General features: G+C 74.7%; 23 protein-coding genes and 2 pseudogenes. 15 read left to right on the top strand and 10 right to left on the bottom strand.

Annotation, left to right across the window (positions count from 1 at the left end; translation table 11 throughout):
- Positions 1-267: 267 nt before the first annotated feature.
- From ACIO9K_RS11880 to ACIO9K_RS11870, 3 genes are all read left to right on the top strand, one after another.
- Entirely contained in the window at positions 268-1611 is a 1344-nt protein-coding gene (locus ACIO9K_RS11880; RefSeq protein WP_363581676.1) for a hemolysin family protein, read from the top strand.
- A complete protein-coding gene (locus tag ACIO9K_RS11875; protein WP_363623619.1) occupies positions 1608-2654 on the top strand; it encodes a hemolysin family protein in 1047 nt (348 codons plus the stop codon). The genes ACIO9K_RS11880 and ACIO9K_RS11875 overlap by 4 nt, the downstream gene beginning before the upstream one ends.
- Before the next feature lie 98 nt (positions 2655-2752).
- Positions 2753-3739 carry an NAD-dependent epimerase/dehydratase family protein gene (locus tag ACIO9K_RS11870; protein ID WP_363623621.1) on the top strand — a complete coding sequence of 329 codons (987 nt, stop codon included), beginning with the start codon at positions 2753-2755 and terminating at the stop codon, positions 3737-3739.
- A 27-nt stretch (positions 3740-3766) separates the two neighbouring features.
- Here ACIO9K_RS11870 and ACIO9K_RS11865 read toward each other — a convergent pair whose 3' ends face one another.
- Complete coding sequence (locus ACIO9K_RS11865) at positions 3767-5743, bottom strand: AAA family ATPase (protein WP_400328962.1); 1977 nt, start codon at positions 5741-5743, stop codon at positions 3767-3769.
- A gap of 407 nt (positions 5744-6150) precedes the next feature.
- A complete protein-coding gene (locus tag ACIO9K_RS11860; RefSeq protein ID WP_371516010.1) occupies positions 6151-6783 on the bottom strand; it encodes a uridine kinase in 633 nt (210 codons plus the stop codon).
- Between the two features lie 209 nt (positions 6784-6992).
- On the opposite strand from ACIO9K_RS11860, the gene ACIO9K_RS11855 reads away from it, so the two are divergent.
- Positions 6993-8156 carry an acyl-CoA dehydrogenase family protein gene (locus ACIO9K_RS11855; RefSeq protein WP_400328829.1) on the top strand — a complete coding sequence of 388 codons (1164 nt, stop codon included), beginning with the start codon at positions 6993-6995 and terminating at the stop codon, positions 8154-8156.
- Between the two features lie 128 nt (positions 8157-8284).
- Here ACIO9K_RS11855 and ACIO9K_RS11850 read toward each other — a convergent pair whose 3' ends face one another.
- Positions 8285-8764: a hypothetical protein gene (locus tag ACIO9K_RS11850; protein ID WP_363623625.1), complete on the bottom strand. Its 480-nt coding sequence runs from the start codon at positions 8762-8764 to the stop codon at positions 8285-8287.
- Between the two features lie 229 nt (positions 8765-8993).
- On the opposite strand from ACIO9K_RS11850, the gene ACIO9K_RS11845 reads away from it, so the two are divergent.
- The 4 genes from ACIO9K_RS11845 (at position 8994) to fxsA (ending at position 13688) form a co-directional block, all read left to right on the top strand.
- Entirely contained in the window at positions 8994-9434 is a 441-nt protein-coding gene (locus ACIO9K_RS11845; protein WP_350883567.1) for an Lrp/AsnC family transcriptional regulator, read from the top strand.
- Between the two features lie 31 nt (positions 9435-9465).
- Complete coding sequence (locus ACIO9K_RS11840; protein ID WP_400328825.1) at positions 9466-11079, top strand: amidohydrolase; 1614 nt, start codon at positions 9466-9468, stop codon at positions 11077-11079.
- A gap of 334 nt (positions 11080-11413) precedes the next feature.
- The gene (gene lnt, locus ACIO9K_RS11835) at positions 11414-13054 is read left to right on the top strand and encodes an apolipoprotein N-acyltransferase (protein WP_400328822.1); all 1641 of its coding nucleotides are present in this window, start codon (positions 11414-11416) and stop codon (positions 13052-13054) included.
- A gap of 55 nt (positions 13055-13109) precedes the next feature.
- Positions 13110-13688 (top strand): FxsA family membrane protein, encoded by a 579-nt coding sequence (gene fxsA, locus ACIO9K_RS11830; protein WP_400328819.1) that lies wholly within the window; start codon positions 13110-13112, stop codon positions 13686-13688.
- 136 nt (positions 13689-13824) lie between these two features.
- Here the strand turns inward: fxsA and ACIO9K_RS11825 are convergent, their stop codons facing one another.
- The 3 genes from ACIO9K_RS11825 to ACIO9K_RS11815 all read right to left on the bottom strand — a co-directional run bounded on the left by ACIO9K_RS11825 (position 13825) and on the right by ACIO9K_RS11815 (position 16413).
- Positions 13825-14199 (bottom strand): RNA polymerase-binding protein RbpA, encoded by a 375-nt coding sequence (locus ACIO9K_RS11825; RefSeq protein WP_030306127.1) that lies wholly within the window; start codon positions 14197-14199, stop codon positions 13825-13827.
- 275 nt (positions 14200-14474) lie between these two features.
- Complete coding sequence (locus ACIO9K_RS11820) at positions 14475-16091, bottom strand: hypothetical protein (RefSeq protein WP_400328816.1); 1617 nt, start codon at positions 16089-16091, stop codon at positions 14475-14477.
- A 127-nt stretch (positions 16092-16218) separates the two neighbouring features.
- Complete coding sequence (locus ACIO9K_RS11815) at positions 16219-16413, bottom strand: hypothetical protein (protein ID WP_063346460.1); 195 nt, start codon at positions 16411-16413, stop codon at positions 16219-16221.
- Positions 16414-16844: 431 nt separating this feature from the next.
- Here ACIO9K_RS11815 and ACIO9K_RS11810 point away from each other — a divergent pair, with 431 nt between their 5' ends.
- The 4 genes from ACIO9K_RS11810 to ACIO9K_RS11795 all read left to right on the top strand — a co-directional run bounded on the left by ACIO9K_RS11810 (position 16845) and on the right by ACIO9K_RS11795 (position 19598).
- Positions 16845-17270: an ankyrin repeat domain-containing protein gene (locus ACIO9K_RS11810; protein WP_400328813.1), complete on the top strand. Its 426-nt coding sequence runs from the start codon at positions 16845-16847 to the stop codon at positions 17268-17270.
- A gap of 23 nt (positions 17271-17293) precedes the next feature.
- Positions 17294-17806 carry a GNAT family N-acetyltransferase gene (locus tag ACIO9K_RS11805; RefSeq protein ID WP_363623636.1) on the top strand — a complete coding sequence of 171 codons (513 nt, stop codon included), beginning with the start codon at positions 17294-17296 and terminating at the stop codon, positions 17804-17806.
- 50 nt (positions 17807-17856) lie between these two features.
- Positions 17857-18930 (top strand): serine hydrolase domain-containing protein, encoded by a 1074-nt coding sequence (locus ACIO9K_RS11800; RefSeq protein ID WP_400328810.1) that lies wholly within the window; start codon positions 17857-17859, stop codon positions 18928-18930.
- A gap of 170 nt (positions 18931-19100) precedes the next feature.
- Positions 19101-19598, top strand: a complete 498-nt coding sequence (locus ACIO9K_RS11795; RefSeq protein WP_363623640.1) for an NUDIX hydrolase — start codon at positions 19101-19103, stop codon at positions 19596-19598.
- Between the two features lie 33 nt (positions 19599-19631).
- Here the strand turns inward: ACIO9K_RS11795 and ACIO9K_RS11790 are convergent, their stop codons facing one another.
- From ACIO9K_RS11790 to ACIO9K_RS11780, 3 genes are all read right to left on the bottom strand, one after another.
- Positions 19632-20282, bottom strand: coding sequence for a vitamin K epoxide reductase family protein (locus ACIO9K_RS11790; protein ID WP_400328807.1), 651 nt, complete (start codon positions 20280-20282; stop codon positions 19632-19634).
- A 68-nt stretch (positions 20283-20350) separates the two neighbouring features.
- Complete coding sequence (locus ACIO9K_RS11785; protein ID WP_363623642.1) at positions 20351-21172, bottom strand: thioredoxin domain-containing protein; 822 nt, start codon at positions 21170-21172, stop codon at positions 20351-20353.
- A 136-nt stretch (positions 21173-21308) separates the two neighbouring features.
- Positions 21309-21983, bottom strand: coding sequence for a hypothetical protein (locus ACIO9K_RS11780; RefSeq protein WP_350883589.1), 675 nt, complete (start codon positions 21981-21983; stop codon positions 21309-21311).
- Between the two features lie 284 nt (positions 21984-22267).
- On the opposite strand from ACIO9K_RS11780, the gene ACIO9K_RS11775 reads away from it, so the two are divergent.
- Positions 22268-23155 (top strand): CHAD domain-containing protein, encoded by an 888-nt coding sequence (locus ACIO9K_RS11775; protein ID WP_400328804.1) that lies wholly within the window; start codon positions 22268-22270, stop codon positions 23153-23155.
- A 240-nt stretch (positions 23156-23395) separates the two neighbouring features.
- Here ACIO9K_RS11775 and ACIO9K_RS11770 read toward each other — a convergent pair.
- A pseudogene (locus tag ACIO9K_RS11770) lies at positions 23396-23521 on the bottom strand (transcriptional regulator); the annotation flags it as partial.
- A gap of 209 nt (positions 23522-23730) precedes the next feature.
- Here ACIO9K_RS11770 and ACIO9K_RS11765 point away from each other — a divergent pair.
- Both ACIO9K_RS11765 and ACIO9K_RS11760 read left to right on the top strand, forming a co-directional pair.
- Positions 23731-24117, top strand: a pseudogene (locus ACIO9K_RS11765) (SDR family NAD(P)-dependent oxidoreductase); the annotation flags it as partial.
- Positions 24118-24232: 115 nt separating this feature from the next.
- Positions 24233-24505: an SDR family NAD(P)-dependent oxidoreductase gene (locus ACIO9K_RS11760; RefSeq protein WP_400328801.1), complete on the top strand. Its 273-nt coding sequence runs from the start codon at positions 24233-24235 to the stop codon at positions 24503-24505.
- The last annotated feature ends 69 nt before the right edge of the window (positions 24506-24574 follow it).

The following is a 24574-nucleotide window of genomic DNA, read 5'->3' as shown; positions in this document are numbered from 1 at the left end:
CCGCCGGTCGGCGCCCGCCCGTTCCACACCGGCACCGCCGGCCCGCCGACACCCCTCCGGTCCCCGCCGGGCCTGCGAATCCTCGGCCCGGCGGGTCCGAACACTCTTCCTACCATCGTCCGGGTATGGTCTACGCTGGTAAAAGCAGGGCAAAACTTCCGTCCTGCCCGAAAGACGACTTGAGGAGTGACTTCCCCCCTCGATGGACGATCCGTCCGGTAGTACCTGCGCCGCCCACCTTCCTGTCAGCGGAAGGCAGGCGGCACTGTGATCACCGCCTGGCTGCTGTTGCTCGCAGCCCTCCTGCTGATCCTCGCCAACGGCCTGTTCGTGGCCGCCGAGTTCGCCTTCGTGACCGTCGAGCGCGGGGCTGTCGAACGCTCCGCCGAGGCCGGAGACGCCAAGTCCGTCCGCGTCTCCCGGGCCCTGCGGCACCTCTCGTTCGAACTCTCCGGCGCCCAGCTCGGCATCACCGTCACCTCGCTGGTGGTCGGCATGCTCGCCGAGCCGGCGCTGTCCACCCTGCTCAGCCCCGTCATGACCGGGATCGGCGTGCCCGAGTCGGCCGCCCGCGGCGTCGCCGTGGTCGTCGGCATGGTGCTCGCCACCGTGGTGCAGATGGTGATCGGCGAGCTGGTCCCGAAGAACTGGGCGATCTCCCGCCCGCTCCAGGTGGCCCGCGCGGTCGCCGCCCCGCACATGGCCTTCTCCTTCGCCTGCCGCCCGCTGATCAGCTTCCTCAACGGGGCGGCCGACCGGACGGTCCGCGCCTTCGGCGTCGAGCCGCAGGAGGAGCTGGACCACGCCCGGACCCCGGCCGAGCTGGTCTCGCTGGCCCGCCACTCGGCCAAGGCCGGCGCGATAGACGAGGAGTCGGCGACCCTGTTCGTCCGCACCCTGGGCCTGGGCGAGCTGACCGCCGAGTCCGTGATGACCCCGCGGATCGACGTCGCCTCCCTCCAGGGCGACGCCACCGCCTCCGACGTGATCAACCTGACCCGGGCCACCGGCCTGTCCCGCTTCCCGGTCTACACCCACAGCCTGGACGAGGTCACCGGCATCGTGACCCTCAAGGACGCCCTCGCCGTCCCGGCCGCCCGGCGCGGCCTGGTCCGGGTGAGCGAGCTCACCTCGCCGCCGCTGCTGGTGCCCGAGACCCTGCCCGCCGAGCGGCTGCTCGACCAGCTGCGCCGCCTCCAGCCGATGGCCATCGTGGTCGACGAGTACGGCGGCACCGCCGGTGTCGTCACCGTCGAGGACATCGTCGAGGAGATCGTCGGCGAGGTGCAGGACGAGCACGACCCCGCCGACCGCCCCGAGCTGCTCCCGCTGCCCCCGGTGGACGGCCTGCCGGCCTGGGAGGCCGAGGGCCGCGCCCGGATCGACCAGCTGGAGGCGATCGGCCTGATCGCCCCGGACGGCCCGTACGAGACGCTGGCCGGCCTGGTCGCCGACCTGCTCGGCAAGCTGCCCGAGGTCGGCGAGCAGGCGGAGCTGCCGGGCTGGCGCTTCACCGTGACGGGTGTCGACCGGCACCGCACCAGCCAGGTCCGGGTCGAGCGCACCAGCGCGCCGGCCTCGTTCGGAGACGACCAGGAGAACGCCCGATGACCGCGCTCCAACTGGCCGTCGCCGTCCTGCTCCTGCTCGGGAACGCCTTCTTCGTCGGCGCCGAGTTCGCCGTCGTCTCGGTGCGCCGCAGCCAGATCGAACCGCTCGCCGAGGCCGGCCACAAGCGTGCCCGCACCGTGCTGCACGCGCTGTCCAACGTGTCCGCGATGCTGGCCGCCGCCCAGCTCGGCATCACCGTCTGCTCGCTGGGCCTCGGCGCCCTGGCCGAGCCGACCATCGCCAGTCTGCTGGAGGGCCCGTTCCACGCGATCGGCGTCCCGTCCGGTCTGATGCACCCGCTCTCGTACGGCATCTCGCTGGCCGTCGTGGTCTTCCTGCACATGGTGATGGGCGAGATGGTGCCCAAGAACATGGCCATGGCGGGCCCGGAGAAGGCCGCGCTCTGGCTCGGCCCGCCGCTGGACCGGCTGGCCCGCTGGCTGGCCCCGGTGATCAGCCTGCTGAACGCCATCGCCAACGGTGTGCTGCGGCTGTTCCGGGTCGAGCCCAAGGACGAGGTCGAGTCGGTGTTCACCACCGAGCAGCTGATGTACCTGCTGGTCGACTCCCGGGACGCCGGCCTGCTCGACGAGGGCCGTCAGGAGCGCCTGGAGGACGCCCTGGAGCTGGGCCACCGCCCGGTCACCGAGGTGCTGCTCAAGCCCGAGCAGCTCGTCACCGTGGACACCAAGGTGACCGCCGCGGAGGTCGAGGAACTCGCCCTGCGCACCGGCTTCTCGCGCTTCCCGGTCACCGACGGCGACCCGGCCGGCCACGGCTACCTGGGCTACCTGCACCTCAAGGACATCCTCGACGTGGAGGACCCGTCCGCGCCCGTCCCGGCCCGGCTGTGGCGTCCGATCACGGTGCTGCGCGGCAGCCTCCCGCTGGACGACGCGCTCGGCGCGATGCGCCGGGCGACCTGCCACCTGGCCGCCGTGCTGGACCAGGACGGCCGCACGCTCGGTGTGGTCATGCTGGAGGACGTGCTGGAGGAGCTGGTCGGCGAGATGCACGACCCGGACCACCGCTCCGCCGCCTGAGGTTCCCCCTTCCGCTGACGGCGTGTCCGCCGCGGGCGATTCTGCTCTCGGCGTTCAGCCGTTCCCATGCCGACCACCCTGGGCGCAGGGTGGTCGGCATGAGGCTTCTCCTGCTGGGTGGAACGAATTTCGTCGGACGGGTCGTCGCCGAGGAGGCGCTGGTCAGGGGATGGGAGGTGACGGCCCTCAACCGGGGTACGCAGCCCGCGCCCGCGGGCGTGACCGCACTGCTGGGCGACCGCACCGCCGAGGGCGGGCTCGCGGCGCTGGCCACGGGGGAGTGGGACGCGGTGGTGGACACCTGGTCCGGAGCCCCGACGGCGGTGCGCGACAGTGCCCGGCTGCTGGCCGGCCGGGTCGGCCACTACGCGTACGTCTCCAGCCGGTCGGTGTACGACTACCCGCTGGCGCGCGGGGCGGACGAGTCGGCGAAGGTGGTCGAGTCGTCCCCGGACGCGGAGGGCGAGGTGCCCTACGCCGAGGCCAAGCGCGGGGCCGAACTGGCCCTGGAGGCGGAGTTCGGCGGGCGCGCCCTGCTCGCCCGGGCCGGGCTGATCCTCGGCCCGCACGAGAACATCGGCCGGCTGCCCTGGTGGCTGAACCGGATCGCCCGGGGCGGCCCGGTGCTCGCCCCCGGCCCGTACGATCTGCCGCTGCAGTACATCGACGTCCGCGACCTCGCGGGCTGGCTCCTGGACGCGTCGGCGGCCCGGCTCGGCGGCGCGTGCAACGTGGTCAGCCCGGCGGGCCACACCACGACGGGCGAGCTGCTGGAGGCCTGCGTGCGGGTCACCGGTTCGGACGCGGACCTGCGCTGGACCGACCCCGAGCGCATCCTGGCGGCCGGCGTCGAGCCGTGGACGGAGCTGCCGATCTGGCTGGCGCCCGGAGAGCTGAACGACTTCCTGCACGGCGCGTCCGTGGACCGGGCGGTCGCCGCCGGGCTGCGCTGCCGGCCGGTGGGCGAGACGGTCGAGGACACCTGGGCCTGGCTGCGGTCGATCGGCGGCGTCGCCCCGCGGCGCGCCGACCGGCCGAAGGTCGGACTCGACCCCGAGCGCGAGGCCGAGCTGCTCCGGGGCTGATCCCGGCGCGATCCCGGGGAGCTGGTCTCAGCCGCGGCCGTCGATCAGCTCCCCGTAGGCCTGGACGAGGTCGGGCAGGCGCAGGGTCGCCAGGTCCTCCCGGCCCGGCGGCTCGCGCAGCAGTGAGAGCCGCAGGTCCCGGTAGGCGCAGGACTTCTCGTAGAGGGTGCGGATGAACCGGCCGTTCCCGAGTTCGTCGATCCAGCCCTCGCGGACCACGTGGGCGCAGATGCTGGCCAGTTCCTCGGCCGCGTCCTCGTCCCAGCCGTCGCCGTCCCGGCCGGCCAGCGCGGCGCCGATCGCGGTCAGCTCGTTCGGGCGGTAGCTGGGGAAGTCGACCCGGGTGGTGAAGCGGGAGTTGAGGCCGGGGTTGGTGGCGAGCAGCCGGTTCATGCCCTCGGGGTAGCCGGCCAGGATCACCACCAGACGGTCGCGGTTGTCCTCGGCGCGTTTCAGCAGCACCTGTAGGGCCTCGTCGCCGTAGGCGTCGCCCTTGGTGTAGCCGGAGTTGGAGAGGCTGTACGCCTCGTCGATGAACAGCACGCCGTCCAGCGCCGAATCGATCAGCTCGTTCGCCTTGACCGCGGTCTGGCCGAGGAACTCGCCGACCAGGTCGGCCCGTTGGGCCTCCACCAGGTGGTCGCCGGAGAGCAGTCCGAGGGCGTGGAAGACCCGGCCGAGGATCCGGGCCACGGTGGTCTTGCCGGTGCCGGAGGGGCCGGAGAAGACGAAGTGGCGCTTGGGCGGCTGGACCGGCAGGCCCTGCGCGGCCCGGAGTCTGGACATCCGCAGCTGCGCCGACAGCGCCCGCACCTGGCGCTTGACCGGCTCCAGGCCCACCATCAGCGAGAGTTCCGCCAGCGCCGCGTCCAACTCGCGCTCGTCGTCGACCGGTTGGGTGGCGGGCAGTGGAGCGGTGCGGGGCTGGGCCTCGGCGCGGACCGGCGCCGGCAGCGGGGTGGCGGAGCCGCCCGGCGAACCCGACCGCTCGCCGGCCGCCTGCGGCGCGGGGTCCGCCGTGGAGGCGTCGCCCGGGCCGGGCCCCGTGAGAAACCCGACGCCCTCGACGAATCCGACCCCGCCGGTGTACCCGGCGCCCTCGGTGAACCCGGGGGCCGCGTCGCCGAAGCCCCCCGCCGTGGCGTACCCGGCCCCGTCCTGGAAGTCCGCCTCGTCCGCCTCGTCCGTCTCGTCCGTCTCGTCCGCCTCGTCCGGCGCGGTGTCCTCGTACCCGGCCGACCGCCCGCCCGCCGGCAGGCCGCCGTCCAGCAGGGCGTCCGGCAGGTCGTCCGCCAACCCGTCCTCCGCCGCGATCGCGGCCAGCCGCGCGGCGGTGTCCATGAACACCGGATCGGCCCGGTGCACCGCCCGGTAGAGCGGCAGCGCGGCCGCACTGCGCCCGGCCCCCTCGTACGCCCGGGCCAGCCAGTACCGCAGCTCCTTGCGCTGGGGCTGCTCGGAGCGGCAGCGGGCCAGCGAGGCGGCCAGCGGCGCCTGCGCCTGGGCGCACATGTCCAGCCGGACCCGTGCCATGCCGGCGAACAACCCGGCCTCGATGCCGAGCAGCGGGTCGTCCAGCAGCCGGTCGGTGTCCCGGATCAACTGCTCCCAGTCCTTGAGCAGATAGGACCGGCAGGCGTACAGGAACTGGGCGGACGGGTCCTCGCTGGGCGCCGGGCACTGTTCCAGCGCCCGGTCCAGCTCGGCCAGGTGGCGGCCGTCCAGCCAGTGCGAGGCGTGCGCCAGGGCCAGGTCGCGGGCGTCCTCCAGGACGGGCTGCACCCACCAGCCCAGCCAGTACCAGGAACTGAGCGGGCGGCGGTGGCGCCGCCGCTGCTCGCCGAACCGCTTCTGGTTGCGGTACATGGCCAGCAGCGCCGCCGAGGTGTCGCTGCGCAGCGCGTGCAGGCCGAGCCAGGCGTCGGCCATGCCCGGGTCCAGCCGGACGGCCGCGCGGAACTCCTCCTCGGCACGGGCGTACGCGCCCGCCGTGTACGCGTCCATGGCACGCAGCCACGCGCGTTCGGCGAGCCGGTCCGGGCCGCCCGCGTTGCTGTCCGAACTGTCCACCGTCGTCACTCACGCCCCCCGCGGCTTGGCCCGGGGCTCGGTGGCAGGTCGCCTGCGTGCAGCCGGGCCGGTGGTCGAAAGCCCCCGGGCGCATCTGCGCCTGCGAGGAATCGTACCGGCGTGGCGCTGATCCGGAAGGGCGCCCACGGAGTCAAATGCGATCGTGTGAGCGGTCGTTGAGCGGGTGGGGGCCTGGACCGGGGGTGCGGGAGCGCGATTCGGAAAGGACCGGACGGCGCCCCCGGCTCACGGGGGAACAAGCCGGGGACGCCGGGTCCGAGGCGGCCGGAACATCCCGTTCCGGCGGCTGAGGAGAACCTAAATCCTGGCGACAGCGCAGGTCAAGGGCTTGTTGAAGGTTCACCCACGGTGCCCGGCGTGATTCGCCCGGTCACCCCGTCGACCCGCGTCCCGGCGAACGGACGGCTCGGATCCGCGGCGAAATGCGCCGATTCGGCCCGGGCCCAGCCGGCCCAGAACTCGGCCAGATCCGGCCCGTCCCGCTGCTCGCCGCGCCGCCGGGCCGAGGCGGCGTCCAACTCCAGCCAGATCACCCGGGCCAGCCACGGCCGCACCGCCCGCCGTCCGGCGCCGACGCCCTCCACCAGCACCACCGGGGCGACCGGCACCGCGGCCGTGCCCGCGAAGCGGCGCAGCGTCCAGTCGTACACCCGGTACGCGCCGTCCCGGCCGGCCGCCAGCGGCTCCAGCACCTGTTCGCGCAGCCGCCCGGTCCAGCCGAAGGGCTCGGCGTGGGTGGCCAGGTCGTCGAGGTGGACCACCGGCGCCCCGCCGAGCGCCGCCGCCAGCCGCCCGGCGAAGGTCGTCTTGCCCGAGCCCGCGTGCCCGTCCACCGCGACCAGCCGCACCGGCCCGCAGGAGGGCGGCAGCGCGCGCAGCTCCGCCGCGAGCGAGGCCACCGCGTCGCCGGGAACGGGTGGAAGGGCGGGGGAGAGGGGTCGGGAAGCAGCCACAACGGCAACCCTACGGTGCCGTAGCCCACCAGTCCGTCCAGTTACTCCTGGGTGATCGTGACGGCGGCGCGGGTTTCCGGCATACTCGCATCGCCATGCCTGTGAACGGCCGTTCACCGTAATCCGGTGCCGGTCGGGCCGACCTGCCACACCCGCGCCGGACCAGCCACACCACGCTCCGGTGCCCGATCGAGGAGGCGACCGCCGCCATGACCCCGTCCCCAGCGAAAGCCGTGGAGCGCCAGCTGCCCAGCGAGGAGGCCCACGAGCTGCTGAGCCTCACCCGGGACCTGGTCCAGCGCGAGCTGCAGCCCCGCGCGGCCGAGGACGAGGCCGCCGGCCGCTTCCCGCGGGAGGTCTTCCGCACCCTCGGCGAGGCCGGCCTGCTCTCCCTCCCCTACGACGAGAAGTACGGCGGCGGCGGGCAGCCCTACGAGGTGTACCTGCAGGTGCTGGAGGAGCTGGCGGCCGGCTGGCTGGCCGTCGGCCTCGGGGTGAGCGTGCACACCCTCTCCTGCCACGCGCTGGCCGGCTTCGGCACCGAGGAGCAGCGCGGCCGGTGGCTGCCCGGAATGCTCTCCGGCGAGCAGCTCGGCGCCTACTGCCTCTCCGAACCGCAGTCCGGTTCGGACGCGGCCGCGCTGCGCACCCGCGCCGACCTCGACGGCGACGCGTACGTGGTGAACGGCACCAAGGCGTGGATCACCCACGGCGGCCGGGCGGACTTCTACAGCGCCCTGGTGCGCACCGGCGACGAGGGCTCCAAGGGCATCAGCTGCCTGCTCGTCCCGGGCGACGCGCAGGGCCTGTCGGCCGCCCCGCCGGAGCACAAGATGGGCATGCGCTCCTCGCCGACCGCGCAGCTGCACTTCGACGGCGCCCGGGTCTCCCGCGACCGGCTGATCGGCGAGGAGGGCCAGGGCTTCCAGATCGCGCTCGCCGCACTGGACTCCGGCCGCCTCGGCATCGCCGCCTGCGCGGTCGGCGTCGCCCAGGCCGCGCTCGACCTCGCGGTCGACTACGCGCGCACCCGCCGTCAGTTCGGCCGCCCGATCGCCGACTTCCAGGGCCTGTCCTTCATGCTCGCCGACATGGCCACCCAGATCGAGGCCGGGCGGGCGCTCTACCTGTCCGCCGCCCGGCTGCGGGACGCGGGCCTGCCGTTCTCCAAGGAGGCGGCGATGGCCAAGCTGTTCTGCACCGACGCGGTGATGCGGGTGACCACCGACGCGGTCCAGGTGCTCGGCGGCTACGGCTACACGCAGGACTTCCCGGCCGAGCGCTACATGCGCGAGGCGAAGGTGCTGCAGATCGTCGAGGGCACCAACCAGATCCAGCGCCTGGTGATCGGCCGTCACCTCACCAGGGGCTGAGCCCCCCCACAAACGGCCTCCGGCCGTCACTCCAGGGTGCGGAGTGACGGCCGGAGGCGTCTTCGATCCTGTGTCAACCCGCCTGCGCGGGCGGGCGGATCAGCAACCCGCCCGCGCGGGCCGGCGGATCAGCGCCGGACCAGGCGGCGGCGCTGCTCGGGGATGGCCGAGATGGCCGAGATGACCGGGACGGCCGGGGCGACGACGGCGGTCCGCGTCGGCCGGTGCGCCACCGCGTGCGAGAACGGCTGGGTGCGCCAGTCGAGTTCGGTGGGGAGCCTGAACAGCGCGTCGAGCACGCCGGGTTGGGCGTCCTCCGGGGTCTCCACCTCGGCGAGGTCGTCGGTCGGCGTGCCCGAACCCGGGCACAGCGCGGGGGTGAAGGGGTTCCAGGCGGTCGGCAGCAGCGCGTGCTGCGGCAGCCGCTCCTCGTCGGCCACCAGGGCGATCGGGCGGCGGCACTCGGGGCAGTGCACCCGGAAGATGTCCCAGGTCTCGGCCTCGCCCGGGTCGATGCCCGGGACGTGGCCGTGATCGACCGCGAGGTCGTCGCGGCCGGTCGTATCGTCGGTCTCGTCGGCGCCCAGGGCACGCTGGTCAGTCGGCATGAGGATCCCCCTCGGATCGGGCCCGGCGTGGTCGCCCGGGGCCACAACCAGCACTTCCCTCCGATTCGGGCTCATAACCCTGCGGTCCGGTGCACCGTGATGCACCGGGTGTGTCCTTGGCCACATCCACTGCCACATTCGCCTGGCATTTGCCCGCGTGACACCTGCGGGCACCCGATGTGACACCGCGTGCGCCCCCCGTGCCCCCGACCGGGTAGGTTTGCGCACTGTGGAGGATCTCGACCAACGCATCGTCCAGCTGCTCCTAGAGGACGGCCGGATGAGCTACACGGACCTGGGCAAGGCCACCGGCCTGTCCACCTCGGCGGTGCACCAGCGGGTGCGCCGCCTCGAACAGCGCGGGGTGATCCGCGGCTACACCGCGATCATCGACCCCGACGCCGTCGACCTGGCACTGACCGCGTTCATCTCGGTCAAGCCCTTCGACCCCAGCGCCCCGGACGACACCCCCGAACGGCTGGCCGGCCTGCCCGAGATCGAGGCCTGCCACAGCGTCGCCGGCGACGAGAACTACATCCTCAAGGTGCGCGTCGGCGCCCCCGGAGACCTGGAGGACCTGCTCGCCCGCATCCGCAGCGCCGCCGGCGTCTCCACCCGCACCACCGTCGTCCTCTCCACCCCCTACGAGGCGCGACCCCCGAGGCTCTGAGGACGAACCCCGCAGGTGCAGACTTAGCGGCATGACCGAACGCACTTCCCGGACCGTCCTGCTGCGCGGCGGCGCCGTCTACAGCCCCGCCGACCCCTTCGCCACCGCGATGCTCGTCGAGGGCGAGCACATCGCCTGGGTCGGCAGCGACGGCGCCGCCGAGGCGTACGCCGCCACCGCCGACGAGATCGTCGACCTGGACGGCGCCCTGGTCACCCCCGCCTTCGTCGACGCCCACGTGCACGCCACCGCCACCGGCCTGGCGCTCACCGGCCTCGACCTCACCGGCAGCCCCTCGCTGGCCGACGCCCTCGCCGCCGTCACCGCCTTCGTCGACGCCCGGCCCGAGCCCGGCGGGGTGCTCATCGGCCACGGCTGGGACGAGACCGGCTGGCCCGAGGGCCGCCCGCCCACGCTCGCCGAACTCGACGCCGCCGCCCGCGGCGCCGCGCTCTACCTCTCCCGCACCGACGTGCACTCCGCGCTCGCCACCACCGCGCTGCGCACCCTCGCCCCCGGCCTGGCCGAGCGCCCCGGCCACGCCGCGGACGGCCCGCTCACCAAGGACGCCCACCACGCCGTCCGGCGGACCGCGCTCGCCCACCTCACCCCCGAGCAGCGCGGCCGCGCCCAGCGCGCCACCCTCGCCCGCGCCGCCGAACTCGGCATCGGCGCGCTGCACGAGTGCGCCGGCCCGGAGATCTCCTCCGAGGCCGACCTGGCCGCCCTGCTGGCCCTCGCCGCCGAGGGTGAAGGCCCCGAAGTCTTCGGCTACTGGGGCGAGTTGGGCGGCGTCGAGACGGCCCGCCGGCTCGGCGCGGTGGGCGCCGGCGGCGACCTCTTCGCGGATGGCGCGCTGGGCTCGCACACCGCCTGCCTGCACACCCCCTACGCCGACGCCGAGCACACCGGCACCGCCTACCTGACCGCCGAGCAGGTCGCCGACCACGTCGCCGCCTGCACCGAGGCCGGGCTCCAAGCCGGCTTCCACGCCATCGGCGACGCGGCCGTGGCCGCCGTCCTGGACGGCGTCCGGGCGGCCGGGGAGCGGGTCGGCGCCGGGCGGGTCAAGGCGCTGCGCCACCGCGTCGAGCACGCCGAGGCGCTGGACGACGAGTCCGTCGCCGCCTTCGCCGAGCTCGGCCTCACCGCCTCCGTCCAGCCCGCCTTCGACGCCGCCTGGGGCGGCCCGGACGGCATGTACGTCCAGCGCCTCGGCGCCGAGCGGGCCGCCGCGCTCAACCCCTTCGCCGCCCTGCTGCGGGCCGGTGTGCCGCTGGCCTTCGGCTCGGACGCCCCGGTCACCCCGCTCGACCCCTGGGGCACCGTCCGCGCGGCCGCCTTCCACCAGACCCTGGACCACCGGATCTCCGTCCGCGCGGCCTTCACCGCGCACACCCGCGGCGGCTGGCGCGCGATCGGCCGCGACCAGGACGGCGTGCTCGTGCCCGGCGCCGTCGCCAGCTACGCGATCTGGGCCGCCGACGAACTGGTCGTCCAGGCCCCGGACTCCCGGGTGGCGGGCTGGTCCACCGACCCGCGCTCCGGCACCCCGGGCCTGCCCGACCTCACCCCCGGCCACCCGCTGCCGGCCTGCCTGCGCACCGTCGTCCGCGGCCGCACCGTCCACCGCGCCGCCGAGTAGAGCCGAGCAGAGCCGAGCAGACCCGCGTGAACCCGGCCGAAGCGGCGGCCCGGCGGCCGTGGGGCGACCCCCGGGACGACCGCCCCGCTGGTCCCCGCCGGCTTCACCGTCCCCCGCGAGCTGCCCGCCCCGGACTTCCGCCCGGAGCCCCTGGGCGGGCAGCACCATGCCGCCGACCCCGCCGCCCGGTCGGGGGCGTGTGCGGCAAGGCCCGCCGGGCCGTGAGCCGCTGACCCTGCTACCACCCTGACCTCACGCTTCCCTGACCTTCCGGGGTACCTTCTTCGGACAGCGTCCGAACAGCAAGATCCAGGAAGATGGTGCGCCGGTGGCCATGCCCGTCACCCAGGAGCGGCCGGGGGCCGCACCCGAGCCGGCGGAGTCGGCGCCCAGGCCCGGCCGGGCCGCCCGCGCCGTCGCCAAGGTCCGGGCGGGCCTTCCCCGCACCGGCCTCGCGGCCCTGGCGGGTCTGCTGCTCGCACTCGCCTTCCCGCCCTTCGACCTGTGGCCGCTGTCGCTGCTCGGCGTCGCCGCGCTGTCCCTGCTCACCCGGGGCCGCACCGTCCGCCAGGCGGCCTGGACGGGCTTCGCCTTCGGCCTGCCGTTCTTCCTGCTGCTGCTCAGCTGGCTGCGGGTGGTCGGCTGGGACGCGACGGTCGGCCTGTCGGTCGTGGAGGCGCTGTTCCTGGCCGTCCTCGGCGGCGGTCTGGCCCTCACCTCCCGGCTGCCGGCCTGGCCGCTCTGGGCGGCCTGCCTGTGGATCACCCAGGAGTGGGCGCGCGACCGGCTGCCGTTCGGCGGCTTCCCGTGGGGGCGGCTGGCCTTCGCCAACACCGCGACCCCGTTCACGCCGCTGGCCGCGCTCGGCGGCGCACCGCTGGTGACCTTCGCGGTCGCCCTCTCGGGAGCCCTGCTCGCCGGCGCCGCGCTGCGCGTGCGCGGGCCGCGCAAGACGCCCCGGGCCGCCGCGCTGGCGGGGCTGGGCGCGGTGGCCGCGCTGCTGGCCGGGTACCTGGTGCCGGTGCCGACCGCGCCGGCCGACACCGTGAAGGTCGCCATCGTCCAGGGCAACGTGCCCAACCCGGGCATGGACTTCCTGGGCCGCCCGATGATGGTCCTCAACAACCACGCGACGGCGACCGAGCGGCTGGCCGCGGACATCGCCGCCGGCAAGGTCGAGCGCCCCGACATCGTGATCTGGCCGGAGAACTCCTCCGACCTGGACCCGTTCAGCGACCCGCTCGCCTACCAACGCATCGACCAGGCCGTGAAGACGGTCGGCGTGCCCACCCTGGTCGGCACCCTGGTGGACGGCCCGGACGCGCAGCACGTCCAGAACGAGGGCATCGTCTGGGACCCGAAGACCGGCCCCGGCGCCTCCTACACCAAGCAGCACCCCGTCCCGTTCGGGGAGTACGTGCCGTTCCGCGCCCAGCTGATGAAGGTGATCACCCGGCTCCAGCGGGTCGCCCGGGACTTCTACCCCGGCGACCACAACGGCGTCATGCAGCTCGGCCCGGCCCGGATCGGCGACGTGATCTGCTTCGAGGTCGCCTACGACGAGATCGTCCGCGACACCGTGGACAGCGGCGCCCGCGTCCTGGTGGTCCAGACCAACAACGCGACCTATGCCAAGACCGGCCAGCCCGAGCAGCAGCTCGCGATGAGCCGGCTGCGCGCGGTCGAGCACGGCCGGGCCGTGCTGATCGCCGCCACCAGCGGCATCAGCGCGGTGATCGCCCCGGACGGCACGGTCCAGCAGCGCACCGAGGAGCTGACCGCGGCCGAGCTGTCGGCGGTCGTCCCGCTGCGCGACGGCACCACGGTCGCCGACCGGGTCGGCGCCGCGCCGGAGTGGACGCTGGCCCTCGCGGGCCTGCTGGCCTGCGGCGCGGGCGTGCTGGTCGGCCGCCGACGGAAGGCCGGCGCCGGAACACCGGCCGCGGGGGAATCGTTGGACCAGGTGGTGCCGTAGCCGGCCCGGACCTCCCGTGCGGCGCGCAGAGCACTGCTTGGAGTGGATTCGTACCGTGACCCAGCAAGCTACCCCCGCCCGTCCGGCCCCGCGCGGCAAGCTCCGCCGGGTGCTGCCGCTGCTGATCACCGCCTGGCTGGTGCTGGAGATCTGGCTGCTGGTCCAAGTGGGCTCGTGGCTGGGTGGATTCGTCGTCGTGCTGCTGCTCGTCGCGGGCGCGCTGATCGGCGGTTCGCTGATCAAGCGGGCCGGGCTGAAGGCGCTGTCCGCGGCGATCGAGCAGAGCAAGGACCCGAAGTCCGAGCAGCCCGAGACCGGCACCAGCCTGACGGTGCTGGCGGGCCTGCTGCTGATCGTCCCGGGCTTCCTGTCGGACCTGGTGGCGCTCACCCTGCTGTTCCCGCCCACCCGGGCGCTCTGGCGGGCCGGTGGCCGCCGGGTGGCCGACAAGGCGCTGCGCAGCACCGTCGCCGCCGGGGCGGACCCGTTCGCGGACGCGATGCGGCTGCAGGAGCAGCTGCGCATCCACCGCCCGGACGGCAAGGTGATCCAGGGCGAGGTGGTGGAGCCCGGTGATGGCCCGCGCGGTCCGCAGGGCCCGGACACCACCTACCGCCCGCCGATCTCGGGCTGACCGCCCCTCCCGGGAACGCGAGAGCCGGCCTCGCCTCGCCTTCCCGGGAGCGCGCGGGAACGCGAGGCGGGAACGCGAAAGGGACCCTGGTGACCAGGGTCCCTTTTCGCGTCCTCCCGCCGTGGCGGGAGCGAGGTCAGGCGCTCTTGCGGGTGTCCCGCGGGTGTACCGCGAGGTTCATTCCGCCGGAGCGGAGCACGGCCAGTCGCTCGGCCAGTACCTCCTCCAGTTCCTCACGGGTCCGGCGCTCCATCAGCATGTCCCAATGGGTACGCGTCGGCTTGACCTTCTTCTCTTCCGGCTCGTCGCCGTCGAGAAGTACCGCCTCCTGGCCACAGAAGCGGCATTCCCAGGCCTGGGGGATCTCCGCCTCGACCGAGAAAGGAACCTCGAATCGGTGTCCGTTCTGACATGCATACTCGACGGTCTGGCGGGGAGCCAGATCGATACCGCGGTCGGTCTCGTAGCTAGTGGCCCCGAGTCGCGTGCCGCGGAGAGCTCGCTCGCTCATGAATCGTGCCTCCCGGGCTTATGGCCCACAGGACTAGTGGTCGCTGTTCTTCGTCGTTCGGTCAACGCTCGGCTTCCGACGAAGATTCCCGTCCGGGGACATGCGTCGTCTGTCGTGCCGCCCCTGTTTGTACCCATCGGCGCCCGATTTGTCACATCTGGCCGTGGATATCACCCTAGGTGTCACCTATTTCACATCTGGTGATCGGTCGGCCTTTCCGTGACGAGCCTACCGGGGCGGGATTCGACGACCGCCGCCGCCCCCGCCCGCCGCGGTCAGGAGATCGGGCGGGAACGGATCATCGGCTCGCCCTTGGCGAGGTCGACCGGGTGGGCCAGGGGGGCCGGATCGGCGGGCAGGACCACCGGCGGGCGCTCCGGCCGGGGCGGCAGGTCGGCGGCGGCCTCGGTGCGGGTGTCGCGGTGCGGCAGCAGGGCGATCACCGCGTCCCGCAGCTGGGCCGGGGCCTCCTCGTCCAGCGGGTCGACGGTGGCGGGCACCTGGAGCCGGACGGGGGTGCCGTTGCCGATCCGGGCGTAGCCGCGGCCGGCGGGGGCGTGCGCGGCGGGCACGATGTCCAGCGGCGCGCCGAGCACGGCGTGGCCCTCCTCGGGCCCGGTGGGGCCGAGTACCACCCGGGCCCGGGTGGTGGAGCGCACGGTCGAGGTGATCCGGCCCCTGGCCTCGACGTCGTCGGCGATCACCACGGTGACGCGGGCGGCGCGGCCGTGCCGCAGCGGCAGTTCCAGCAGGTCCTGCGGGTCCGGGCGGCCCTCGGCGTGGGCGAGCTCGCTCAGCTCGGTCGGGTGGTCCAGGAGCAGCCAGAGCGGGCGGGTGGCGTCCTCGGGGGGCGCGGTGCCGGCGTGCCGGGCGGCGTTCAGCGCGGCGAGCCGGCGCTCGGTCTCCTGCGCGGCCCACTCCAGCGCGGCCAGCGCGCCGTGCAGGCTGGTCTCCACGGTGTGCACGCCGGGCCGGTTGACCAGGCAGGCGTGCTCCCCGGTGCCCGCGCCGTCGACCACCACCAGGTCCCCGTACGGGAGCGCCTGGAGCGCGATCGAGCGGATCAGGCTGGAGGTGCCGTAGCCGGTGACGCCGAGCGCCAGCAGGTGCGGCTCGGCCGAGCGGGGGCCGGTGCGCCAGACGACCGGCGGCTGCTGGGCGATCGTGCCGCCCTGGGTGACCGGGATGGTCCGGGCGGTGCCGTCCTCGTCGGTGAAGCCGAGCACGATCTCGCCGGGGGCGGCCACGAAGCGCTGGGCGACGATGTCGGCGGGCAGCGGGGTGAGCGCGGCGATCCGCAGCCGGTTGGACTCCTCGTCCCAGTCGAAGCGGTACTCCCGGGCCCGGCCGGCCTTGCCCTGGACGACCTGCTCGATCCGGGCCCGCGCGATCGGCTCGGTGTCGGTGAAGTACGCCGGGTAGCCGAGTTCCAGCCGGGAGAGCCGGCCCTCGTCGTCGAACTCCCAGGAGCCGAAGGCGTTCTTGTAGTGGCCCTCGTAGTGGTACAGCGGGTTGGCGTCCTCGGGGCCGCACAGGTACGGCGTGAGCGCCGCGTAGAGCGCGCCGAGCTTGATGTCGGCGACGTCCGGGGCGGGCGGGGCGGGTGCGGGCTTGGGGGCCCGGCCGGCCCAGGCGGAGCTGGCCATCAGGGCGATCAGGGCGAACAGCAGGCCGTGCGGCAGCAGGTAGACGCCGACCAGCATCGCGGCGGAGAGGAACAGCGTCGGGCCGCGGCGCTCCTTCGGGGTGGCGTTCCAGCGGTCCTTGGCCCAGCCCGCGTGGTGGCGCAGTCCGCGGCCGATCACGGAGAGCGGGGCGAACATGTCGGAGGCGTGGTCCCCGGCGGTTCGGGCGATCTCGCGGCCCTTGCTGAGATGGCGTTGGAGCGGCATTCCTTGACTCCCCGGGCGAGTGGGACGGGTCGGGTGGCGGGGGCGGAGCCGGTACGACGGGACCCGGGGCGGTGGGATCCGCACCCGGGCCCGTGCGGGGGAGTGGCAGCGCCTGGAACGTGGACCGCTAGAACTTGAGGCCGCCGAGCAGGCTCGCCAGGCTGGCGCCGCCGGCGGTGATGCTCGGGGCGATCGAGGAACCGGCGACGTAGAAGCCGAAGAGGGCGCAGACGACGGCGTGGGAGACCTTCAGCCCGTCCCTGCGGAAGAACAGAAAGGCGATGGTGCCGAACAGGACGATGCCGGAAATCGAGAGGATCACGTTCTGCTCCTCGGGGAGGGGGGACGGGGACGGTGTTACGGAAAGTGCGCTAATCGTGACAAAAAGTAATAGATGATGGAACGGTGCAAATGGGTGGTTTCCCGTTCAACGTCGCCCTGGAGTTCGGGCGAAGGCGGGCGGACCGGCCGGGGTGGGGCCGTGTCCCGCGCAGTTCCAGTGCGGCGAGGCATTCCCGCCGGGGGGTCGGGAGGTTTCCGGGGGGTCGGGGAAGTTCGCCCGGATGGCCGCCGTTCGAGGGCTGCCATCCGCCATCCGGACGCGCGCTGGCCCGGCCCGGCGCCCGGCCGCTACGGTGCGGTACGCGCGGCTCCTCCAGCCGCACTCCTCCAGCGACACTCCTCCACCGTGGCTCTGCCGCCCGCGGAACCCGTAGAACCCGCAGAGCCCGCAGACCGGAAAGGCCGCCCGCCATGACCGACGACGCCAACCAGCAGCCCGCCGGCGCCCCTGGCGCCCCCGACGCCGAGGTGATCGCCCTGGCCGGAAAGCTCTTCGACGCCGCCCGGGCCGGCGAGACCGACACCCTGGCCGCCTACGTGGACGCCGGCGCGCCCGCCGACCTCACCAACGACCGCGGCGACACCCTGCTCATGCTCGCCGCCTACCACGGCCACGCCGCCACCGTCGAAGCCCTGCTGGCGCGAGGCGCCGACCCGAACCGCGCCAACGACCGCGGCCAGACCCCGCTCGCCGGCGCCGTCTTCAAGGGCGCCGAGGACGTGCTGACCGTCCTGCTGGACGGCGGCGCCGACCCCACCGCCGGCACCCCGAACGCCGTCGACACCGCACGGATGTTCGGCAAGAACGAGCTGGTCGCCCGTTTCGAGGCCCGCTGATCCAGGTCGTAGGCTCTTCCCTCATGAAGAGCACCACCATGGAGGCCGGAACCGTCGAGTTCCGCGTCACCGGCTACGCCCACCCCGACGCCCAGGCCCTGTCGGCGGAGGTGCAGCAGGAGTACGTCCGCCGCTACGGCGACCCCGACGAGACCGTGCTGCACCTCGACGACTTCGACTCGCCGGGCGGCCTGTTCCTGGTCGCCTACCTCGACGGCCGACCGGTCGCCTGCGGGGGCTGGCGGGCCAAGCAGGCCGGGCCGGACGGGCTGCGTGACGGCGACGTCGAGCTGAAGCGGATGTTCGTGGTCCCCGCCGCTCGCGGCCGTGGCCTGGCCCGGGCGGTGCTGCGCCGCCTGGAGCAGACCGCCGCCGAGGCCGGACGCACCCGCGTCATCCTGGAGACCGGCACCGAGCAGCCCGAGGCCGTGGCGCTGTACGGGTCCGAGGGGTACGCGGCGATCCGGAAGTTCGGCATCTACCGCGACCACCCGCAGAGCATCTGCCTCGGCAAGGAACTTCCCGCGGAGGCCTGACCGGCCGCCCGCCCGCCGGGTAGGCTCACGACACCTCTGAGGGGGGGGCGATGAGCCAGCAACCGCCAGGAGCCGACCGGCTCCCCGCCCTGGCCGCGCCCGGTGGGGAGCTGGACCGGCTGGTCCGGGACGGCGTGCGCACCGTCGGGGCCGGCGCCGTCTGGGCCGTCGGCGATGCCGGCGGGACGCTCGGCGGCGGCGCGCACGGCGTGCTCGGGCAGGGCCCGTACGCCCGGCTCGCCCCCGGGCCGGACACCCGGTACGACCTCGCCAGCCTCACCAAGATCATCGCCCTCTGGCCCTGCGCCGGAGTGCTCCGGCAGGCCGGGCGGCTCCCGCTCGACGCGCCGCTCGGCCACTGGTGGCCGCCCGCCTCCGGGCATCCCGTCGGTGTGGTGACGGTCCGTCAACTCCTCGCGCACACCGCCGGAATGCTCCCTCGCACCGGATTCGAGCAGCTCTACGGGCCCGACCTCGCGGCGATCCGGGCCGGGGTGATCGCCGCCCCGCTGCACCGCGTCCCCGGTGCGGCCGTCGAGTACACCGACCGCGCCGCCGTCCTGCTCGGCTACCTCGTCGAGGACCTCGGTGGCGCGCCGCTGGACGAGCTCGTCACCCGCTGGATCTGGCGGCCGCTCGCCATGGCCGACACCCGGTACGGGCCGCTCGGCCCCGCCGACACCGCCCGCACCGCGCCCACCGAGTACGACCCGCGGGCCGGGAGCCACCTGTGCGGCGTCGTCCACGACCCCTCGGCCCGGCTGCTCGGCGGGGTCTCCGGCAACGCCGGGGCCTTCTCCACCGCCCGCGACCTCGCCCGCTTCCTCACCGCGCTGCTCGCCCCGCCGCCCCAACTGCCGTGGGGCGAGGCCTGGATCGCCGAGTCGCTGCGCGAACAGACCGGCGGCCTCGCCCCTGCTCGCGGCCTGTCCTGGCTGTACGCCCCCGGCACCGACCCCGCCGAGGGCGCCTTCGTCCACTACGGCTTCACCGGCACCGGCATCTGGATCTCCCGGCGGCTCGGCCGCTGGGCGCTGCTGCTCACCAACAAGGTCCACTACGACCGCGACATCCAGCCGCTCACCGACCTGCGCAACGCCTACCGGCGGGCGGTCTTCGGATAGGGGCTCTCTTCCGGACCGCGCCGGGCGCGCGGCGTGATCCGGAAGAGAGCCCCTGGGTCCGTTCCCGCGTCGAGTACCCGATCGGGTGGATTAGGGCACGAACCGCCGGATCCGGCACGGGGGTTGCGGCAGAGTGGCCACCGCGACGGGGCACCGGCGGAGGAGGCGCGATGACGGACACCTGGCTCTCGGAACAGGACTGGCTGGCCGGACTGCTGCGCGCCTACGTCGGCTGCAGCGTGCTGCTCACCGGCGAAGGCGGCGACGTCCTGCTGCTGAAGGCCAGTTACCGCGCCCAGTGGCAGTTCCCCGGCGGCGGGATGGACCCGGGCGAGGGCCCCGCCGAATGCGCCGCCCGCGAACTGCGCGAGGAGACCGGGCTGGTGGCCGGCGAGCTGCGGCTGCTCGTCGTCGAGTGGCGCGATCCGATCCCCGGCCAGGGCGAACACGCCCACCCCGCCGTGCAGTTCATGTTCGACGGCGGAACGGTCCCGGCCGGCGCGACCATCCGGGTGCAGGCCGAGGAGATCGCCGAGTACGGGTACTTCACCCCCGCCCGGGCGGCCGCACTGCTGCACCCCTGCGCGGCGCGCCGGCTCACCCGGGCCCTGGCGGCCCGGCGCACCGGCGCCACCGCGCTGCTGCACTCCACGGGATACGTAGGCTGACGATCCGTCAAATCTGCCAGTCCGTCAGACCCGTCAGACCAGCGTGCTCCAGTAGTACCAGAACCGATTGAGGATCAGCAGCGCGATCACCGCCGCCCACAGCACCGGCACCGCCCAGTGGTAGCGTGCCGCCTCCCGCACGACCGGCCGCAGCCGCGGGCCCACCGGGATCACCCCCGTCCGGAGGTTGTGCAGCGTCGTGTACCAGAACAGCACCACCACCGTCGCCCACACCACCATGCAGTACGGGCACAGCGCGCCGATCCGGTACAGCGCCTCGTCGATAAGCCAGTGCACGAACACCACCCCCAGCAGGGTGCCCGCGTGCAGGCCCAGCCAGAACCAGCGCCGGTACGCGGCACCGGCCAGCAGCCCCGCCCCGACCGCCGCCAGCGCGCCGAAGGCGGCCAGCCCGAGCAGCGGGTTCGGGAACCCGAAGACCTCCGCCTGCTCGGTGCGCATCACCGAACCGCAGCTGATCACCGGATTGAGGTTGCAACTGGGGACATAGGACGGGTTCTCCAGGATGCGGAGCTTGTCGAAGGTCAGGACGGCCGAGGCGGCCAGCCCGATCAGCCCGCCGAGGAACAGCAGCAGGGAGAACGCCCGGCCCGCGCCGACCGGCGCACGGCCGGGGGCGCCGGGGGCGGGAGGGGAGAGGTGCACAGAGGTAGCGGCGGACATGGCAGCACACTCCGGTGGCTGGGAGGAGCCGGCCCGGCCGGGGTTCGGCCGGGCCGGTGGTGCCGTGCTTACTTCAGGCCGGCGGCCTGCTTCACCTGGGCGGTGAACTGCTCCGGCGTCACCGTGGACTGGCCGCTGAACAGCGTGATCGGCTTGCCGTCCACCTTGACCGTCGGGGTGCCCGTCACCCCGCTGCCGTTGAACGCTTCCGCGACCTTCGCCGCCCACGGCGCGTACGTCTTGTCGGTGACGGCCTTCACGAAGGCGTCCGTCTTCAGCCCCGGCACCTGGCCGGCCAGGTCGAGGATGTGGTTGACGTTGCCGAAGTCGTCCTTCCGCTCGTCGGGCTGGTTGGCGTACAGCACGTCGTGGAACTGCTTGAACTTGTCCACGCCCTCGTTCAGCGCGGCCCCCGCGGCGGCCAGCGCGGTGCGCGAGCCCTTGCCGCCGAGGGCGTTGTCCAGGAACGCCGCCAGGTGGAACTCCACCTTGACCGAGCCGTCCTCGGTCAGCTTCTTGACCGCCTCGCCGTTCGCCGCCTCGAAGTGCTTGCAGACCGGGCAGCGGAAGTCCTCGTACACCTCCATGGTGTGCGGGGCGTCGGCCTTGCCGTAGGTGATCACCGTGCCGTCCGGGCCGGAGGCGTTCGCCGGGACGACCAGCTCGGTCGGCGCGGACGCATCGGCGGCCGCCTTCGAGTCCTTCTTGCCGGACGCCGAGTTGATCGCGACCGCCGCTCCGCCCGCGAGGGCGAGCACCGCGACGGCGGACACCGCCACGACGATCCGCTGACGGCGCTTCGAGGCCGCCTGCTCGATGCGCTGCGCCTCCTGGATCCGCTCACGGGCACTGATGCGCTTGGCCTGCTGCTTGCTGGGGGTCTGAGCCATGGAAGGTCAACTCCTGTACGCGGCGCGCGGATGCGCGCGGGAAACCGCACCGGGTGCGGCGGGATCGGGTGAACGCGGGAGTTGTGCGCGCTGCCTGCGGACGAACGTGCGCGGCGGCCCTACGGCCTCGGGCGGGTCAGCAGGCAGGCGCGAGAACCGGCGGACCACGCCGGGGAGCCGGGCTCAGCACCACGTCCTCGCGGCGCGGCCGCACGCGGTCCGACACCGGCAGCGGCACCCGCAGCACCGGCCGAACCGGAGCCGGGAGCAGCAGCAGGACCAGGGCGCGCAACGGGCGGGCCAGCGACTGGCGCAGCGCGCGCAGCGACCGGGCCAGGCCCGACAGGGCCGCGTCGCCCAGCCGCAGCCAGGCAGCGGCGGCCAGTGCGATCACCAGGTGCACCAGCAGGAGCAGCACCTGGGTCGCCGCCGGGGCCAGCGGCCCCACGTGGCCCAGCGGACCGGCCAGCAGCGACCCGTCCACCGAACCGCCGCCACACACCAGCAGGTTCACACCGCGCGCGGGCACGTGCTCGGACAGGATCGGCCCACAGCCGGCCTGCCCCAGGTTGAACGTCGTGTTGAGCAGCAGCTCGACCGGCACCAGCACACCGGAGATGTGCAGCAGCCGCCGCTCCCCGCCGGCCAGCGCGGCCGCGACCAGGAAGACGACGGCGGTCGCGGCCGCCACCAGCGAGAGCGGCAGCGGGCGACCCGTGATGACCACCTGGCCCAGCGCGGACAGCGGCACGGCGAGCGCGGTGAACACCGCGGCCCGCAGGGCCCTGATCGCATGGGTGGAGGTCGTCACGTCCCGGAGTATGCCACGACGCTTACATCCGGCACGAGGGCGCGTACCCGGGGAGTGGAAGCGTTGTCCGTCGGAGGCCGTTCGTTCACCCGCCTGACGCGCGCTCAGCCGGGATCGCTTCGCTGTTCGTGCGGGTCGGCGTCCTGTGCGCCGCGCGGTCGTCCCGGGCCTGCTCGTCCCCGCCCGGGCCTGCCCGTCCCCGTCGCGGTCCTGGTCGTCGTCGGGCCCCGGGGCCCGTAGCCTGGAATGCGTTCCCGGTGACCCCGATGAGGGGGTGAGCGCTCATGGCGCGACCCGCCACCACGGTGGGGCAGGTGCTGCTGGACCGCCTCGGCACCCAGGCGGCGGTGCTGGCCGGCCTCGACGACGCCGTCCGGGCGGACGAACCGGACGCGGTGCACCGGATGCGGGTCGCCTGCCGGCGGCTGCGCAGCGCCCTGCAGACCTTCCGGCGGCTGTTCGCCCCCGGGGCCACCGACCACCTGGTCGCCGAACTGCGCTGGCTCGCGGCCGCCCTCGGCCGCGCCCGGGACGGCGAGGTGCTCGCCGAGCGGCTGGCCGCCCAGGCCCGGGCACTGCCCGCCGTCTGCCGGCCGGAGCGGCTCGCGGCGGAGCTGGAGCGGTGGGGGCGGGTCGAGTACCGGCAGGCCTGGCCCGAGGTGCTCGCGGCCCTCGACAGCCCGCGCCGCCGCGCCCTCGCCGACGCCCTCGCCACCCTCCTCGCCGACCCCCCGCTGCGCCGCCGGGCCGGCCGCGACGCCGTCCCCGAGCTGGCCCGGATCGCCGAGCGCGAGCAGCACCGCACCGGCGAGCGCGTCCGGGCGGCCCTCGACGCCGGGGCCGGGCCCGCCGAGCAGCGCGACCGCGCCCTGCACGAGGCCCGCAAGGCCGCCAAACGCGCCCGCTACGCCGGCGAGACCGCCGCCCCGGCGGTCGGCGCGGCCGCCGAGCGGTACACGGACCGGATGAAGGCCGTCCAGGAACTGCTGGGCGAGCACCAGGACGCGGTGATCGCCGCCGACACCCTCGCCGGGCAGGCCGCCGACAGCGGCGAGCCCTTCGGCCTCGGGGCGCTCTACGCCCGCCAGCTCACCGCCGCCGAGACGGCCCGGGCCCGGCTGCCCCAGGTGTGGGACCGGGCGGCGGGGCGCAAGCTGCCGCGGTTCGGCTAGGGCGAACCCGGGTCGGCGCCGCGTGGGCCGGGGCCGCGTCGTGGGCGGCGGCGAAGGCGTGGCGGGCGCGGCTGCCGGGTGGGGCGAGGCAGACGAAGACGTACCGGCCCTCCTCGGGCAGGGCGAGCACCGTGTAGTCCAGGACGTCGGTGTCCAGTGCCGGATGGCGGATGTGGAGCCGGCCGGGGCCGGGCGGCCCTGCTCCAGCCGGGCGTAGTAGTCGGCGGAGATGCCCGCACGGGCCGCCACCTCCTCGCGGCGCAGCCCGGGCGTCCGGCGGCGCCCGGCCGGGGGCAGGCCCGCCTCGGCGGGCGCGAGGCGGGCGCGGCGGGCGCGCAGGAACGCGCCCAGCGGGGTCTCGGGCATGGCGGTCACGCTGCCACAGCCGGGGCGGGGTTAACCAGGACCTGGCCGTCCCTGGCCGGCCCGTCCCCGGTCGGCCGGTCCCCGGTCGGCCCGTCCCCGGTCGGCCGGTCCCCGGCCGGCCCGTCCCCGGTCGGCCGGTCCCCGGTCGGCCCGTCCCCGGGAAGGGCTGGCCGCTGGTGGTCCGGGCGGGGCGCCGGGAGGCTCCTCGCATGGGACTTCTCGACGACAAGGTCACGATCGTCACCGGCGCCGGGCGCGGCATCGGCGCGGCCGCCGCCCGGCTGTTCGCCCGGGAGGGCGCGCTGCTGGTGCTGGCCGCCCGCTCCGGCGCCGAGGTGGAGGCGCTGGCCGCCGAGCTGCGGGCCGGCGGGGCCCGGGCGGTGGCCGTCGTCGCCGACCTGACCACCGCGGAGGGCGCCGAGCGGACGGTCGAGGCGGCGCTCACGACGTACGGCCGGCTGGACGCGGCCTTCGACAACGCGGGCTCCGGCCTGTCGCCGGCCCCGCTCGCCGAGCGCACCGAGGCCGAGTGGGACGACACCCACGCGCTCAACCTGCGCGGCAGCTGGCTCTGCCTGCGGGCCCAGCTGCGGGCGATGGCGGCGGGCGGTCGGGGCGGCGCGGTGGTGCTCAACTCCGGGGTGGGCGCGCTGGTCGGCGGGCTTCGGGGACGGCGTCCAGCAGGCCGCCAAGCACGGCCTGACCGGCCTGGTGAAGGCGGCCACCGCCGACTACGCCCGACACGGCATCCGGGTCAACGCCGTCGCGCCCGGCGTGGTGCGGACGCCCTCGACGGAGCAGTTCTTCGCGTCCGGCCCGCAGTTCGACGCCCTGGTGGTCCGCTCGACCCCGCTGGGCCGGGCGGGCTCGGACACCGAGATCGCGGAGGCGGCGGCCTGGCTGCTGAGCGACCGGGCGTCGTACGTGGCCGGGGTGACCCTGCCGGTGGACGGCGGGATCACCGCGACCCGGTGGTTCGACTGAGCGCGGGCCCGGCCGGTTCGGGGAAGGCCCGGCCGGTCGGGGCGGGCCCGGCGGCACCGTACGGGGGTC

The organism is Kitasatospora sp. NPDC087271 (genome assembly GCF_044744605.1).
GTDB lineage: Bacteria > Actinomycetota > Actinomycetes > Streptomycetales > Streptomycetaceae > Kitasatospora.
The sequence above is the reverse complement of the archived record's forward strand: the minus strand, read 5'-3'. Positions and strand labels throughout refer to the sequence as shown.

What these genes read in the sequence shown, in the direction of transcription:
- ACIO9K_RS11875 (WP_363623619.1), top strand. Translation starts at nt 1,608, where the DNA reads ATGACCGCGCTCCAACTGGCCGTCGCCGTCCTGCTCCTGCTCGGGAAC.
- ACIO9K_RS11870 (WP_363623621.1), top strand. Translation starts at nt 2,753, where the DNA reads ATGAGGCTTCTCCTGCTGGGTGGAACGAATTTCGTCGGACGGGTCGTC.
- ACIO9K_RS11865 (WP_400328962.1), bottom strand. Translation starts at nt 5,743, where the DNA reads ATGGACGCGTACACGGCGGGCGCGTACGCCCGTGCCGAGGAGGAGTTC.
- ACIO9K_RS11855 (WP_400328829.1), top strand. Translation starts at nt 6,993, where the DNA reads ATGACCCCGTCCCCAGCGAAAGCCGTGGAGCGCCAGCTGCCCAGCGAG.
- ACIO9K_RS11850 (WP_363623625.1), bottom strand. Translation starts at nt 8,764, where the DNA reads ATGCCGACTGACCAGCGTGCCCTGGGCGCCGACGAGACCGACGATACG.
- ACIO9K_RS11840 (WP_400328825.1), top strand. Translation starts at nt 9,466, where the DNA reads ATGACCGAACGCACTTCCCGGACCGTCCTGCTGCGCGGCGGCGCCGTC.
- lnt (WP_400328822.1), top strand. Translation starts at nt 11,414, where the DNA reads ATGCCCGTCACCCAGGAGCGGCCGGGGGCCGCACCCGAGCCGGCGGAG.
- ACIO9K_RS11825 (WP_030306127.1), bottom strand. Translation starts at nt 14,199, where the DNA reads ATGAGCGAGCGAGCTCTCCGCGGCACGCGACTCGGGGCCACTAGCTAC.
- ACIO9K_RS11820 (WP_400328816.1), bottom strand. Translation starts at nt 16,091, where the DNA reads ATGCCGCTCCAACGCCATCTCAGCAAGGGCCGCGAGATCGCCCGAACC.
- ACIO9K_RS11810 (WP_400328813.1), top strand. Translation starts at nt 16,845, where the DNA reads ATGACCGACGACGCCAACCAGCAGCCCGCCGGCGCCCCTGGCGCCCCC.
- ACIO9K_RS11805 (WP_363623636.1), top strand. Translation starts at nt 17,294, where the DNA reads ATGAAGAGCACCACCATGGAGGCCGGAACCGTCGAGTTCCGCGTCACC.
- ACIO9K_RS11800 (WP_400328810.1), top strand. Translation starts at nt 17,857, where the DNA reads ATGAGCCAGCAACCGCCAGGAGCCGACCGGCTCCCCGCCCTGGCCGCG.
- ACIO9K_RS11795 (WP_363623640.1), top strand. Translation starts at nt 19,101, where the DNA reads ATGACGGACACCTGGCTCTCGGAACAGGACTGGCTGGCCGGACTGCTG.
- ACIO9K_RS11790 (WP_400328807.1), bottom strand. Translation starts at nt 20,282, where the DNA reads ATGTCCGCCGCTACCTCTGTGCACCTCTCCCCTCCCGCCCCCGGCGCC.
- ACIO9K_RS11785 (WP_363623642.1), bottom strand. Translation starts at nt 21,172, where the DNA reads ATGGCTCAGACCCCCAGCAAGCAGCAGGCCAAGCGCATCAGTGCCCGT.
- ACIO9K_RS11775 (WP_400328804.1), top strand. Translation starts at nt 22,268, where the DNA reads ATGGCGCGACCCGCCACCACGGTGGGGCAGGTGCTGCTGGACCGCCTC.